13 protein-coding genes are annotated in these 13,596 nt (G+C 63.7%); 5 read left to right on the top strand and 8 right to left on the bottom strand.

Features of this window, described 5'->3' with window-relative positions:
- Positions 1 to 56 precede the first annotated feature (56 nt).
- The 7 genes from NKJ11_RS29025 to NKJ11_RS28995 all read right to left on the bottom strand — a co-directional run bounded on the left by NKJ11_RS29025 (position 57) and on the right by NKJ11_RS28995 (position 7,519).
- The gene (locus tag NKJ11_RS29025; RefSeq protein WP_023809377.1) at positions 57 to 704 is read right to left on the bottom strand and encodes a ThuA domain-containing protein; all 648 of its coding nucleotides are present in this window, start codon (positions 702 to 704) and stop codon (positions 57 to 59) included.
- 42 nt (positions 705 to 746) lie between these two features.
- The gene (locus tag NKJ11_RS29020; RefSeq protein ID WP_023809378.1) at positions 747 to 1,769 is read right to left on the bottom strand and encodes an LLM class flavin-dependent oxidoreductase; all 1,023 of its coding nucleotides are present in this window, start codon (positions 1,767 to 1,769) and stop codon (positions 747 to 749) included.
- Between the two features lie 70 nt (positions 1,770 to 1,839).
- Positions 1,840 to 2,727, bottom strand: a complete 888-nt coding sequence (locus tag NKJ11_RS29015; protein WP_023809379.1) for an ABC transporter permease — start codon at positions 2,725 to 2,727, stop codon at positions 1,840 to 1,842.
- Complete coding sequence (locus NKJ11_RS29010; protein WP_023809380.1) at positions 2,724 to 3,683, bottom strand: ABC transporter permease; 960 nt, start codon at positions 3,681 to 3,683, stop codon at positions 2,724 to 2,726. The genes NKJ11_RS29015 and NKJ11_RS29010 overlap by 4 nt, the downstream gene beginning before the upstream one ends.
- A gap of 7 nt (positions 3,684 to 3,690) precedes the next feature.
- Entirely contained in the window at positions 3,691 to 5,328 is a 1,638-nt protein-coding gene (locus tag NKJ11_RS29005; protein WP_352794828.1) for an ABC transporter substrate-binding protein, read from the bottom strand.
- Between the two features lie 34 nt (positions 5,329 to 5,362).
- The gene (locus NKJ11_RS29000) at positions 5,363 to 6,139 is read right to left on the bottom strand and encodes a DUF427 domain-containing protein (RefSeq protein WP_023809382.1); all 777 of its coding nucleotides are present in this window, start codon (positions 6,137 to 6,139) and stop codon (positions 5,363 to 5,365) included.
- Positions 6,140 to 6,160: 21 nt separating this feature from the next.
- Positions 6,161 to 7,519: an LLM class flavin-dependent oxidoreductase gene (locus NKJ11_RS28995; protein WP_352794827.1), complete on the bottom strand. Its 1,359-nt coding sequence runs from the start codon at positions 7,517 to 7,519 to the stop codon at positions 6,161 to 6,163.
- A 190-nt stretch (positions 7,520 to 7,709) separates the two neighbouring features.
- Between NKJ11_RS28995 and NKJ11_RS28990 the strand changes: the two genes are divergently transcribed.
- The 5 genes from NKJ11_RS28990 (at position 7,710) to NKJ11_RS28970 (ending at position 12,702) form a co-directional block, all read left to right on the top strand.
- Positions 7,710 to 9,518, top strand: a complete 1,809-nt coding sequence (locus NKJ11_RS28990) for a dipeptide ABC transporter ATP-binding protein (RefSeq protein WP_352773611.1) — start codon at positions 7,710 to 7,712, stop codon at positions 9,516 to 9,518.
- Positions 9,519 to 9,741: 223 nt separating this feature from the next.
- Positions 9,742 to 10,044, top strand: a complete 303-nt coding sequence (locus tag NKJ11_RS28985) for a hypothetical protein (protein ID WP_352773614.1) — start codon at positions 9,742 to 9,744, stop codon at positions 10,042 to 10,044.
- A 126-nt stretch (positions 10,045 to 10,170) separates the two neighbouring features.
- Positions 10,171 to 11,613: a multicopper oxidase family protein gene (locus NKJ11_RS28980; RefSeq protein ID WP_352794826.1), complete on the top strand. Its 1,443-nt coding sequence runs from the start codon at positions 10,171 to 10,173 to the stop codon at positions 11,611 to 11,613.
- A gap of 40 nt (positions 11,614 to 11,653) precedes the next feature.
- Positions 11,654 to 12,094 (top strand): DUF411 domain-containing protein, encoded by a 441-nt coding sequence (locus tag NKJ11_RS28975; protein ID WP_352794825.1) that lies wholly within the window; start codon positions 11,654 to 11,656, stop codon positions 12,092 to 12,094.
- 161 nt (positions 12,095 to 12,255) lie between these two features.
- A complete protein-coding gene (locus NKJ11_RS28970; protein WP_352732769.1) occupies positions 12,256 to 12,702 on the top strand; it encodes a hypothetical protein in 447 nt (148 codons plus the stop codon).
- A gap of 105 nt (positions 12,703 to 12,807) precedes the next feature.
- Here NKJ11_RS28970 and NKJ11_RS28965 read toward each other — a convergent pair whose 3' ends face one another.
- Positions 12,808 to 13,590, bottom strand: a complete 783-nt coding sequence (locus NKJ11_RS28965) for an ABC transporter ATP-binding protein (RefSeq protein WP_352551494.1) — start codon at positions 13,588 to 13,590, stop codon at positions 12,808 to 12,810.
- Positions 13,591 to 13,596 lie beyond the last annotated feature (6 nt).

Raw genomic sequence — 13,596 nt, 5'->3', positions numbered from 1 at the left:
ATCTCCATGGATGCCCTGTGAATTCAACCCAGGTTTTCACGAAAACGTGCCTGCTGCTACCCCCGCGCCGCCCAAAGCAAACCCCGCTCCACCATCAGCGCCATTTCCGGCACCGCGAACTCATCCGCCGTGTGACCAAGGGAACTGTAGAAAACCTTCCCCGCCCCATAGCGCCGTTTCCAGACGACCGGCATGACGACGCCGCCTATCCCCGGAAAATGCGCGTCGGTGAAGGTGGTGGTCGCCAGCACCTCGTTGCTTGGGTCGACATGCATGTAATATTGCTCCGACCGGTAGGCGAAATCGCTGATACCTTTTGTGATCGGATCGTCCGGCCGGGTGATGGCGACGTGATAGTCGATGATGTTGCCGGGATGCGCGACCCATTGACCGCCGGTCATGAACTGATAGTCGGGCTCGTTGCGGAAACTGTCGCCCATCGTCCCGTGGAAACCGCCGAGTCCGCTCCCCCCGAGAACCGCATGCGTCAGGTTCTGCAGTTCGGTCTTCTCGATCGTCGACATGGTGATGACGGGCACGATGAGATCGAATGACGACAGCTCCGGATCGGCGAACATCGCCGTGCCCTCGCCCAACGTGACGTCGAAGCCGTTTCGCTCAAGCAAGGTGCGAACGATTTTCGCGCTCTGCTCCGGCGTATGGCCCTCCCAGCCGCCCCAGGCGATCAAGGCCTTCTTTGGCATGGTGTACCTCCCTTGGAGCACTCCGCTTCGATCGATCCGGCGTCAGCGCCAGCCCAGAGCCGGCGCGACATGGGTCAGGATCGCCTCGATGACATGCGCATTATAGTCGACGCCGAGCTGGTTCGGAACGGTGAGCAGCAGCGTGTCGGCCTCGGCGATCGCCTCGTCCTGCGCCAATTCCTTGATCAGCACATCCGGCTCAGCCGCATAGCTGCGCCCGAAGATCGCCTTGGTGTTCTCCTCGATGAAGCCGATCTGGTCGCGGCTTTCGTTGCCGCGGCCGAAATAGGCACGGTCGTGATCGTCGACCAGCGCGAAGATGCTGCGGCTGACCGAGACGCGCGGCTCGCGCTTGTGGCCGGCCGCCTTCCAGGCCTCGCGATAGATGCGGATCTGCTCGGCCTGCTGGATGTGGAACGGCTTGCCGCTCTCGTCGAATTTGAGCGTCGAGCTCTGCAGGTTCATGCCGAGCTTGGCCGCCCATTCCGACGTGGCGTTGGTAGCCGCACCCCACCAGATCCGCTCGCGCAAACCCTCCGAATGCGGCTCGAGGCGCAAGAGGCCGGGCGGATTGGGGAACATCGGCCGCGGATTGGGCTGGGCGAACCCCTCGCCCCGCAGCGTCTCGAGGAATACCTCGGCATGATGCCGCGCCATGTCGGCGTCGCTTTTGCCTTCCGGTGGCGCGTAGCCAAAATGGCGCCAGCCATCGATCACCTGCTCGGGCGAGCCACGGCTGATGCCAAGCTGCAGGCGGCCGCCGGCGATGATGTCGGCGGCACCGGCATCTTCCGCCATGTAGAGCGGATTCTCATAGCGCATGTCGATTACTGCAGTGCCAATCTCGATGCGGCTGGTCTTGGCGCCAACGGCGGCCAGCAGCGGGAACGGCGAAGCGAGTTGGCGGGCGAAATGATGCACGCGGAAATACGCCCCATCCGCGCCAAGCTGTTCGGCGGCGACGGCGAGGTCGATGGATTGCAAAAGCGCGTCCGATGCCGAGCGCACTTGCGATTGCGACGAGGGCGTCCAGTGCCCGAACGACAGGAAACCGATTTTCTTCATAGCCATGCGATATAAGGATGCGCGTCAGGCTTCAATGCCAAAGAGATTTTTCGACGCACCCGATCAAGGCTCATGCATCGCTGTTTTCGAAGGCGCCGATGCCTTGTGCGATAAGGTTGGTCGCCATGACCAATGAGACGATTGCCGCGGAATTGAAGACGACGACCCACCATTTGCCGCCGGTCAGGAAGCCGTAGCCGTCGGCGACGGCCAGTCCCCAGTCGGCCGATGGCGGCTGGATGCCGAGGCCGAGAAAGCTCAGCGTCGCGATCGAAAAGAACGCGTAGCCCAGCCTTGTGACCAGCTCGATCAAGATCGTTTCCCTGATGTTGGGCAGTATCTCCAGAAACATGATGGCGAGCGGGCCCTCGCCGCCAAGCCGCGCAGCGCTGACATAGTCGCGCTCCTTCTGCTCGCGCACGGCGGCGCGGACGGTGCGAGCCACCAGCGGCGCGTAGGCGATGCCGATCACCAGGATGACGGTCAGGTTCGACGGGCCGATCGCCACCAGCGTCATGGTGACGAGAACAATGAACGGAAACGCCATCAGCGTATCGAGCAGCCGCGCGCCGATGGCATCGACCAGGCCGTCGAAATAGCCGAGCACCAGACCGATGATGCTGCCGGCGGCAACGCCGGCCAGCGTCGCCAGCGGCGCAACCAGCAGGATATCGCGCGATCCGACGACTATGCGGGACAGCACGTCGCGGCCGAGATGATCGGTGCCGAACCAGTGCAGCGCATCGGGCGGCGTCAGCATCGCCAGAAAATCCTCGGCATAGGGATCGTAGGGAACGAAGAGGTTGCCGAACAGTGCGCAAACGACCCAGAACAGAAGCAGCAGCGATCCGACCACGACCGACGGGGCCAGTCCGGAGAAAACACTGCGGATCCTGCGCACTGCCGGAAAGCCGGCCACCGCGCGCCGTGGTGCGGGAAACTCCGCCAGATCCGTCATGGCGAGGTCCGGCGGCGTTGCCGCGGATCGAGCAGCGCCAGCACGAGGTCGCCGGCCGCCGCCGACAGCACGAAGATTGCCGCCATCACCAGCACGCCGGCCTCGAGCATCGGGAAATCGCGTGCCTTGGCCGCATTCAGAACCAGATTGCCAAGCCCCTGGATGCCGAACAGCGCCTCGATCACCACCAGCCCGCCAAGCATGTAGCCGGTCTGCGTCGCCAGCACCGCGATGGTCGGCGTCAGCGCGTTGCGCAGCACGTGCCGAAAGATGATCTCGCGCCGCTCCAGCCCTTTCAGGACGGCGGTGCGCGTATAGTCGGCGGCCATTGCCTCGATCACCCCTGCCCGCGTCATCCGGGCGATGTAGCCGGCAAGGTTCAGCACCAGCGGCAGCGCCGGCAGGATCAGATAATAGCCATGCGTCCAGAAGCCCGCGCCATCGGGCGCAACGCCGGAGATCGGGAACCAGTTCAGCCACAGGCCGAAGAGGATAAGGAGCATCAGCCCGGAAACGAAATCAGGCACGATGCCGAAGGAAACGCCCGCCATCACGATCAGCCGGTCGATCAGGCGGCCGGCATTGAGACCCGCGATGACGCCGGCCCCTACACCAAGCGGCACGAGAAAAATCAGAATAATGCCGGCAAGGGCAGCAGAGCGCTTGAGGCTTTCGAGCACGAACGGCGCCACCGGCCCGCGCATAGACAACGAGGTGCCGAAGTCACCGGTCACGGCCTTGCTGAACCATAGCCAGTACTGGACGAGAATCGGCTGGTCGGCGCCGAGCCGCTTGTTCAGTTCCGCCACCGCCTGCGCGTCGGCAAACGGACCGAGCATCACGCGGCCGACATCGCCGGGCAGGACCTGCCCGGCGAAGAACACCAGGATGCTGACCAGCCACAGCGTGAGGACAAGTGTGCCCACACGCGTTGACAAAGTGCGGCCCGTCAGCATGTCTCGATCATGCCTGGACGAAGGAAACGCGGTCGAGCAGCAGATGCGAGATCGCCGTGAAGCGCACGCCCTCGACCTTGGAGCTGACGATTCGGCTGTATTGCGAGAAGTAGCTGATGATCGCCGGCGTTTCGTCGAGCAGCAAGGTCTGGATCTTGCCGGCAACGAGGCGCTGTGCCTGCAGATCACGCGCCTTCGAGTAATCGAGCAGCAGCGCATCATAGGCCGGGTTGTTGAAATGCGCCGCGTTCCAGGCTCCCGAACTCTTCAGCGTGGCGTTGAGGAAGATGTCGGGAGTGCCGCGATGGCCGTAGTCGGTGATGCCGAGCACCGAATCCAGCCATGGTGAGCTGCCGAAGGTCGCCGAGCCGTAATAGGCGTCCTGCGGCAGGACATTGAGCTTGATGTCGATGCCGGCCTTCCTGGCGAAGTTCTGGATGATCACCGCATAGTCGGGAATGTCATAGGCGCGTTCGGTGGTCAGCGTCACCTCGAAGCCGTTGGGCACGCCCGCCTCGCCAAGCAGGCGCTTGGCCTCGGCAATGTCTTGCTTGCGCTGCGGCACCGATGGATCGGCCGATGGGAAGATCGGCGCGAACGGGGTGTCGTTGCCGACGATGGCGCGGCCCTTCAGCAGGCCCTTGACGATCGCCTCGCGATCGAGCGTGAGCGCCAGCGCGCGGCGGACCCGCTTGTCGGTGAACGGAGCCTGGTCGGTTCTGAGATGCACCTGGTCATGCGAGCTTGCCTGCACGCTGAGCAGCTTGAAGTTGGGATTGCCTTCGATCGCGAGTTCCAGGCGCGTCGTGCTCGGGATGACGTCGAGCTGGCCGGCCTGCAGCGCCAGCACCTGCGCCTGCTCGTCGTCGAAAAACTTGATCTCGACCCGGTCGGGCAGCGCCTTGTCGCCCCAGTAGTCCTCATTGCGCACGAAGCTGGCGCCTTGCTTGGGACGGAAGGATTCCAGCTTGAACGGACCCGTGCCGTTGAAATTCTTCTCGAAATCGCCGGCATAGTCGGCCGGCAGGATCACGGCATTGTAGACGTCTGAGGAGACATAGAAGGGGAAGTTGCTGTTTGGGCCGTCGAGATCGAAGGCGACGGTTTCGTCGTCGACCAGCTTGGCGCCGTCCTTGGACAGGATGCCCTTGTAGGCCGACAGGGCCGACGAGCCGCTGGCCGGATCGACCAGCCGCTCGAAGCTCGCCACAACATCCCTAGCGGTGACCGCGCGACCATCGTGGAATTTCACCCCTGGCCGCAATTTGAAGGTCCAGCGACTGGCCGTCTCGTTTGCCTCCCAGGACAGAGCGAGCTTCGGCTGCAGACCATCCTTCGGATCGTCGAGGATCAGATACTCGCCGACCTGGCTGAGCACCCCGATGCTGGCCGGATCGGTCACCGAAACCGGATCGATCGCCTTGGTCGGCTGGCCGAGCCCGACGCGAACCGTGCCGCCGGCAGCAGTCGCGGCGCGTGCGCCTCCAAGCCCCTGCGAGGCGGCAAAGCCGGTCAGGCCGAGCAGTGCGGCGTATTTCAGGAGATCGCGGCGCTTGAGAAAGCCGCCCTGATATTCGTCGACGGCGACATTCCAGATGTCCCCCGACAGGTTGCGAACTGCGTCGATATCTCTGCGTTTGGTCATGTTAAACCCCTGCTCTGAAATGAAGATTGAAAAGCTATGCGACGGGTTCGCCGTCGAGATGGATGCGGTCGACGGCCTGCGGATAGAAGGCGATGAGCCCTTTGATCTTCGGCATTTCCTCTATCGGATCCCGGTAGCTCCAGGCGATGTCCGGGCGCACCGTTCCGTCGCTCAGCAGGCCGGACCAGTAGGAGGCGATGCCCTTGTAAGGACATCGCGTCGTTGTGACGGACGCCGTCAGCCGCTCCAGCCGGATGTCTTCCGCCGGCAGATAGAAACGCGTCGGCAGATGCGTCTCGAACAGCAGAACCGGACGGTGGCTGTCGGCGATTGGCTCGCCGTCGAACCAGATTTGCACATGGCTGGAGCTCTGCAGCACATCGATGCGCGCATACGGGTCTCGAGCGTGGACGAAGACTTCTTCATCCTCCTCGAACCACTGGTCGACGGCCTTCCAGGTGAAGGCGATGCGGCCAGCCAGCGGCGACAGGTTTTCATCCGGCGGCGAAACGAACGCCCAGGCCGCGTTGGCGCTGCGCCTGTCACCGGTATCAATATCCCAATAGGCTGTCTCGCCACCGACCGGATGCGGTTCGCGATGCAATGAGGGTCTCAGCACCGACGGGTCGACCGCTGACGGCGGGAAGAAATAGATCGGCAGGAAATGGTTGGAGCGCAACACCAGCACGTTGCGGCTGTCGGCGATGGTGCGGCCGCCGAATTTGACACGCACGCGCTTGGGGCTGTGCAGGACATTGACGAGCTGCGGCGCGGTGGCTTCGCGGGGCTGCAATCTTGGTGCAACGGTCATGATCGTTCTCCCGGCCTGACGTCAGGACACCGCGCGCGCATTGTCGCGCTGTCCGGCGAAGCGATTGGCTGGTCGCGCCAGGCCGAAGCGGTCGCGCAACGTTCCCGGCGCGTATTCGAGGGGGAATACGCCGCGCCGCTGCAGCTCCGGAACCACCTGTTCGGCGAAATTCACCCAGTCCTCGGGCAGCAGCGGGAACATCAGGTTGAAGCCATCGGCGGCACCCGAAACGAACCAGTCCTGCAATTGGTCGGCGATCTGTACCGGCGTGCCGGCGACGGTCGGCACCGAACCGCTGTTGGCAAGCTTGCGGGCGATCTCGCGCAGGCTGAGATTCTGCTTCGCCCACTGCTTGACCCGGTTGAGCGACGTGCGTCCGCCATTGAACGTGCTCTCGTCCGGCAGAGGCGGCAATGGCCCGTCCGGCGGGAACAGCGACAGGTCCAACCCGCTCCAGCTGGACAGAAGGTCGATGCCGACCTGATCGGGAAGCAAGGTCTGCAGATATTCCTGCTTTTCCCGGCCTTCCGCCTCGGAGGCGGCGACAACAGGCAGGATGCCGGGCAGGATCTTGAAGCTCTCCGGCCGCCTGCCGTGGCGGGCCAGCCGCTCGTTGATATCCTGACGGTATTTGATGCCATCCTCCTTGGTGCTGTAGATGGCGAAGTGCGCATCGGCCTGGGCGGTGGCGAAGTTCTTGCCGTCTTCGGAGGATCCGGCCTGGACGATCAGCGGATGACCTTGCGGCGGCCGCGAGACGTTGAGCGGCCCGCGCACCTTGAAATGCTTGCCCTTATGGTCGATGGGGTGGACCTTGTCGGGATCGGCGAAATAGCCCGACGCCTTGTCGATCAGCAGCGCCTCGTCTTCCCAACTGTCCCACAGCGCTTTGACGATATCGAGGAATTCGGCCGCGCGCTCATAGCGGAATGCATGTTCGATATTGCCGTCGCGGCCGAAATTGCGCGCCTCCTCGTCCATAGCCGAGGTGACGACGTTCCAAGACGCCCTGCCCTTGCTGATATGGTCGAGCGACGCGAACATGCGCGCCACATTGTAGGGCTCGCTGTAGGAGCTCGACGCCGTGGTGATCAGGCCGATATGCTTGGTCACGCCGGCTAGCGCCGACAACAGCGTCAGCGGTTCGAGGCGGGCATTGGCATAGTGGGCAACGCCGCTCTTGACCGAATCCCAGATCGACACGTGGTCGGCGACGAAGATGGTGTCGATCCTGGCGCGCTCGGCCGCCTGCACGAGATCGCGGTAGAACTCGAAGTCCAGCACTTCCCGGCCCGGTGCCCGCGGATGGCGCCACGACATTCGATGATCGCCCTGCGGGTTGAAGAAGAATGCGCTGAGGATCATGTGGTCTCGAGCCATGCCGGCCTCCTTCCAGATCTGCTCCGGAGACCGTCGCGCTGCTTCGGCAGGCGGCGACAATCTCTGCTGATCCGAGAAAGGTAGATTGCGCTCCGGCTTAATCCGAGTAATTTTATAGAGATAATGCGTTGCGAAAGCGGAAGCGATTGCCCTCGATCGCAGCCCGCGAAGAAAGTGGTTTCAAGTCCCCATGTCCTCCTCGGTTCTGAACGTCGACCAGCTGTCCATCGCCTATGACGGGCACAAGGGATCGCATCCCGCCGTCAGCGGCGTGTCGCTGCATATAGGCGAAGGCGAAGCGCTCGGCCTGGTCGGCGAGTCGGGATCTGGGAAAAGCTCGGTGGCGCTCGCCATCCTGCGCTATCTGCCGAAGAATGCCCGCATGGCGGTGTCAGCGCTCGAATTCCAGGGCCGGGAAATCCGCGACCTCTCCGCCGAGCAGCTGCGCCAGCTCCGGGGAAATCACATCGCCGCCGTCTACCAGCATCCGGGCGCGGCCCTCAATCCGAGCATGACGATCGGCCGGCAGATCACCGAAACGATCATGCGGCACCGCCCGGTTCGCCCCGACGAGGCGCGCGAGCGTGCCGCGGAACTGCTCGGACGGGTCCGCGTCAGCCATCCGGAGCGTGTGCTGGATCTCTATCCGCACGAATTGTCCGGTGGCATGCAGCAGCGCGCCAACATCGCCATTGCGATTGCGCTCGATCCGTCGCTGCTGGTGCTGGACGAGCCAACGACGGCGCTCGATGCCAGCGTCCAGTCCGAGATCATCGCCATCCTGCATGACCTTCGCAAGGATCACAAAACCAGCATCCTGCTGATCAGCCACGACATCCATATGATCCGCCGCTCCTGCGACCGTGTGGCGGTAATGCAGGAGGGCACGGTGGTCGAGAGCGGCGCCGTCGGCGATGTATTCGACAACCCCTCTCATGCCTACACAAAGGCGCTCATCGCCTCGATCCCGGCGCTCAACTACACTAAGCGGGACGGAAGACTGGCGGAGACGGACGGCATGCCAGCGCACCCCACAGCCCAAGGCGAAGACGCCGGCTTGCCAAAAGAACGCCGGATCGCGATCGCCTGCAAAGGCATCAGTCATGCCTTCGGCAGCCAGCCAGTGCTGCACGGCATCGATCTCGACATCGGCCAAGGCGAAACCTTCGGGCTGATCGGCGAGTCCGGTTCCGGCAAGTCGACCCTGGCACGCATCGTCACCGGCCTGCAGACGCCCAGCGCCGGATCGGTCGAGCTGTTCGGCAGAACGGTCGCGCCGCGCGTCGAGAAGAGAAACCTTGCCGAACGCCGCGACGTGCAGATGGTCTTCCAGTCGCCGGATCGCACGCTCAACCCGCGCCAGCGGATCGGCAGGATCCTTGGCCGCCCGTTGCGGCGGCTCGCCGGGCTGCGCGGCAGTGAGGTGAGAGCGCGCGTCAGCGACCTGCTGCAATCGGTCCGCCTCGCCGGCGCCACGGCCGAGCAGAAATCGCGGTCGCTTTCCGGCGGACAACGGCAACGGGCGGCGATCGCGCGCGCCTTCGCCGGCGTGCCGAAGGTCGTCGTGCTCGACGAACCCACCTCCGCACTCGACGTCTCGGTCCAGGCGACAGTGCTCAACCTGCTCAACGACCTGCAGCGCGACAAGGACACCACCTATCTGTTCATCAGCCACGACCTCAGGGTGGTGCGCTACATGGCCGACAGAATTGGCGTGCTCTATCGCGGCCGCTTGGTCGAGACAGGCTCATCCGACCAGATCTTTCGCGGCCCGAACCACCCCTACACCGCACTGCTTCTGGCGGCATCTTCCGATGAGGCCGCGCCAAAGCTTTCCGCTTCGGTCGAGACAGAGGCCACCGGCATCCCGAACACGGGATGCTCCTTCGCCGACCGCTGCCCGCTGGTCCTGCCCGACTGCAGAAAGGCAGAGTCGCCCGCTAACGAGGTCGCGCACGGCCACCGGATCGCCTGCTGGCGGCACAGCCAGGGTTTTTGAGCGGCTCAACAGCAGCCCGAAGGCCCGCGGCAGCTCGGTTTTAGCGGCAGGCGCGATGCGATGCCGGGATTGTCGCAGCATTGGAATCCAGCTTGCAAAAGCCATCTTTTGAGGCCAGCCTAGACGGATGATGGCACGCCGGTCGCCAAAACATATTCTTGTCATGCTGCTCGCGGTATTCCTGACCGCCGGGTTCAGCCTGTCTGCCGCTCAGGCGAGCGTCATGTCGGCGAAGATGATGATGACGACTGGCAGCGGCATGCCTGCCGGCACCGGCATGGCCAGGATGGCCGACACCGCCATGAATGGCGATTGTAGCGCGTGCCTCAAGGGCGCCGCCGACAGTGGCAAATCGATGCATTGTCCGCCGACCTGCGTCGCACCGGTGCTCGCGGTGTTGCCGCTCGAGTTCGCGGCGATGACTTTGACCCGGGCATCGCTGCCGTCGGCACTGCCGACCCCGTTCCTTCATGGGCGAAGTTCCTTGCCCGACCCATTCCCTCCCAAATCCACCGATCTCGTCTGACGCAGTTTCAGCCGCCTCGCGGCTGACTTCTGGCGTTTGATTACCGCTGGCGCTTTGCGCCGGCGAGCACACGGCAACTCGACGTCGAGAGGCTCGCCGTCGATCGAGATCGCAAAGGGCTTGAGAGTGAGTATCGATTCCAGTCATTCCATTTCACGCCGCAGGTTCGTCCTTGCCGCGGCGGGCGTTGCCGTGGCCACCCTGGTGCGCCCCGCAACGCCAAGAGCATCCACCATCGATGAGCGCCGCATCAGGATCGCGCCAGGCCACGCCAGCTTCACCGGCCCTGGCGGTCCGCTCACTCCTGTCTGGGCGTATGACGGGACGGTCCCCGGCCCGATGCTGCGCCTGCGCCAGGGCCGACCCGCTCGCATCACTGTCGAGAACGCATTGGACGAGGAGACCACGGTCCATTGGCATGGCATCCGCCTGCAAAACGCCATGGACGGCGTGCCCGGCCTGACACAGCCGCCGATCAAGCCGGGGACAGATTGCGTCTATGAATTCACGCCGCCCGACGCCGGCACCTTCTGGTACCATCCGCATGCCAACAGCCTCGTGCAGCTCGGCCGCGGGCTGGCCGGCGTCCTCGTTGTCGAGGAGACCGAACCTGTTGCCGTCGACCGCGACCTCCTGTGGTTGCTGCAGGACTGGCGGCTTGCCGACGACGGGCAGATGGCCCTCGGCTTCGGCAGCGCGATGGACGCGGCGATGTCCGGCCGCGTCGGCAACGTCGTCACCATCAACGGCACGGCGCCGGCCGACCAGAGCGCAAGGGCGGGCGAACGCGTCAGGCTGCGGCTGGCCAATGCCTCGCTCGCCCGCATCATGGCGTTGCGCTTCGAAGGCCACCGCCCGGTCGTCGTGGCGATCGACGGCCAGCCCTGTGATCCGCACGAACCGGATGACGGCCGTCTTGTTCTGGCACCCGCCATGCGCATCGATGTCATGATCGACACGCAGGGCGACCCGGGCAAGCGTTACGCGGTGATCGACGACTTCTATGACGGTCTCGCCTATACGCTGACCACCCTTGCCTATGACAGCGCATCGCCGCTTCGGACCCATCCTCTCGACACGCCGCTTGGCCTGCCGCGCAACCCGTTGCAGCAACCCGATCTCGCAAGCGCCGAACGTCAGGAGATCGTCCTGCAGGGCGGCATGATGGGTGGCGGCAAGCTCGCCGGCGTCGGCGGCATGATGGGCATGGCGACACCCGGCATGAAGGGTGGCGCGGCCTGGGCGATCAACGGCATGTCGATGACCGGTGACGGCCACGCCGGCATGGCGCCGCAGTTCACCTTGCCGCGCGGGGCAACCTGTCATCTCACCATGCGCAATGAAACCGCCTGGTGGCATCCGATGCATGTCCATGGCTTCAGCATGGTGGTGCTTGCGCGCAATGGTTCGACGGTGCCGCACCGGCAATGGCAGGACACGGTGCTGCTGGCTCCCAAGGACACGATCGAATGCGCCTTCGTCGCCGACAATCCCGGTGACTGGATGCTGCACTGCCATGTCGCCGACCACCAGATGGCCGGCCTCATGACGGTGTTTCGAGTGACCTGATTTTCTCGTCAACAACGTCAAGACAACAAGGAGAACTGCAATGAAACTGACTTACACTCTCGCCGCTTTCGCAGTCGCGATCGCCATGCCGCTGCCAGCCGTCGCGGCGACCATCAATGCAGTGATGTACAAGAACCCGCAATGCAGCTGCTGCGAATCCTATGCCAACTATCTGGAACACAACGGCTTCAAGGTCGACATCAAGCCGGTCAACAACCTGTCCCAGATCAGCAGTGATGCCGGCGTGCCAGCCGACCTCGAAGGCTGCCACACACTGATGGTCGATGGCTATGTCGTCGACGGGCTGGTGCCGGTCGATATCGTCAAGAAACTGCTGACGGAGCGGCCCGCCATCACCGGCATCACGCTGGCCGGCATGCCGACCGGCGCTCCCGGCATGGGGGGCGAGAAGGCCGGCCCGTTCATCGTCTACGCCTTCACCAAGGACGGCAAGGCGCCCACCGTCTACGCGACGGACTGAAAGGCAATCGCCATGTCTGCCGATATGTCGGATTGCCCTGTCCGAACCTGGCTCGCCATGATGTTCCGGTCCTTCGCACGGCCTGGTGTCCTGCTTTTGCGCCATTTCGCATACAAGGGCATGAGTTTGTGCTAATATACCATGGCCATGCACCTTCGTGCGTGACCAACCAATGGGAGGACGCGATGAACACCATGAATCGCAGGTCTGCAATTGCCCTCGGTGTGACGGCCGCCGCGGTGACGCCTTTTTTTGCCCTGACGGCGTCCGCGAAGGCCAAGAAATACGGCCCGAAGGATGGCAAGGAGATTGCGCCCGGCGTCAGGGTGGTTGAGGTCGGCACGGGAAACTCCGATATTCCTGCCTACAAGAGCATCTCAATCGTCGATGTCGTGTTTCAGCCCGGAGCGCACGCTCCCGCGATGATGATGGACAATGACATGGTCTGCACGATCACTTCAGGCGCGTTCACCATCAAGAAGGCAGACAACGAATTCAAGCTCAAGACGGGTGACATGTACACCTGCTCCAAGGGCAAGACCGACGAGGCGACGAATACAAGCAAAGAGGTCGGCGTGCATCGTATCGCCGTCCTGATACCGGCGTAGCAGTTGGAGTTCCGGCCGGACAGGCGGCTTGCATGCTGTCCGGCCGTCGTTTGCGTATCGCCGGGTGCTAGCCTCGTCCGGCATGATTGGGCCTACCACAAGCGCCTACGCCATTTCGGGGCGTTTTGAACCCTCGCGGATGGCCTTGTGCACGCCGCGCTGCAGATCCATGAATGCAGGGCTTTCCATCACCTCTTCGCGGCGCGGGCGCTCGATATCGACGTTGAAGGTCTGGGTGATGCGGCCCGGGCCGATGCCCATGACGACGATGCGGTCCGACAGATAGACGGCCTCCTCCACATCATGGGTGACAAACAGGACGGTCAACCTGTGTTCCTCCCAGATCTGGGTGAGCAGTTCCTGCATCTGGTGCCGGGTCAAGGCATCGAGCGCGCCGAAGGGCTCGTCCATCAACAGCATCTTGGGCCGGTAGGAAAGCGCGCGCGCAATGGCGACGCGCTGTTTCATGCCGCCCGAGAGTTCGGCCGGATAGCGGTCGGCGCTGTCGCACAGCTTGACGAGTTCGAGGTGCTCCAGCGCGATCCTGCGGCAGGTCGCGCGATCGTAGCCGGCGGCCTTGAGGGCAAATTCGATGTTCTGCCGCGCCGTCAGCCAGGGAAGCAGCGTGTAGGATTGGAAGACGACGCCACGGTCGAGACCAGGCTGCAGGATCGGCGCGCCATCGATGCTGAGATCGCCGGCGTCGAAGTCCTGCAGTCCGGCCACGATCGACAGCAGCGTGCTCTTGCCGCAGCCCGACGTGCCGACCAGGGAGACAAACTCGTTGTCGGCAAGATCGAGGTTGATATCGCGCAGCACTTCCGTGCGCCGCTCGCCGGTGCCGAAGCTCTTGTGCAGACCGGCGATCCGCAATTTGGGGGGGCTCATCGGCTG

The organism is Mesorhizobium sp. M0243, assembly GCF_040321775.1.
Classification (GTDB): Bacteria; Pseudomonadota; Alphaproteobacteria; order Rhizobiales; family Rhizobiaceae; genus Mesorhizobium.
The sequence above is the reverse complement of the archived record's forward strand: the minus strand, read 5'-3'. Positions and strand labels throughout refer to the sequence as shown.

What these genes read in the sequence shown, in the direction of transcription:
- NKJ11_RS29025 (WP_023809377.1), bottom strand. Translation starts at nt 704, where the DNA reads ATGCCAAAGAAGGCCTTGATCGCCTGGGGCGGCTGGGAGGGCCATACG.
- NKJ11_RS29020 (WP_023809378.1), bottom strand. Translation starts at nt 1,769, where the DNA reads ATGAAGAAAATCGGTTTCCTGTCGTTCGGGCACTGGACGCCCTCGTCG.
- NKJ11_RS29015 (WP_023809379.1), bottom strand. Translation starts at nt 2,727, where the DNA reads ATGACGGATCTGGCGGAGTTTCCCGCACCACGGCGCGCGGTGGCCGGC.
- NKJ11_RS29010 (WP_023809380.1), bottom strand. Translation starts at nt 3,683, where the DNA reads ATGCTGACGGGCCGCACTTTGTCAACGCGTGTGGGCACACTTGTCCTC.
- NKJ11_RS29005 (WP_352794828.1), bottom strand. Translation starts at nt 5,328, where the DNA reads ATGACCAAACGCAGAGATATCGACGCAGTTCGCAACCTGTCGGGGGAC.
- NKJ11_RS29000 (WP_023809382.1), bottom strand. Translation starts at nt 6,139, where the DNA reads ATGACCGTTGCACCAAGATTGCAGCCCCGCGAAGCCACCGCGCCGCAG.
- NKJ11_RS28995 (WP_352794827.1), bottom strand. Translation starts at nt 7,519, where the DNA reads ATGGCTCGAGACCACATGATCCTCAGCGCATTCTTCTTCAACCCGCAG.
- NKJ11_RS28990 (WP_352773611.1), top strand. Translation starts at nt 7,710, where the DNA reads ATGTCCTCCTCGGTTCTGAACGTCGACCAGCTGTCCATCGCCTATGAC.
- NKJ11_RS28985 (WP_352773614.1), top strand. Translation starts at nt 9,742, where the DNA reads ATGTCGGCGAAGATGATGATGACGACTGGCAGCGGCATGCCTGCCGGC.
- NKJ11_RS28975 (WP_352794825.1), top strand. Translation starts at nt 11,654, where the DNA reads ATGAAACTGACTTACACTCTCGCCGCTTTCGCAGTCGCGATCGCCATG.
- NKJ11_RS28965 (WP_352551494.1), bottom strand. Translation starts at nt 13,590, where the DNA reads ATGAGCCCCCCCAAATTGCGGATCGCCGGTCTGCACAAGAGCTTCGGC.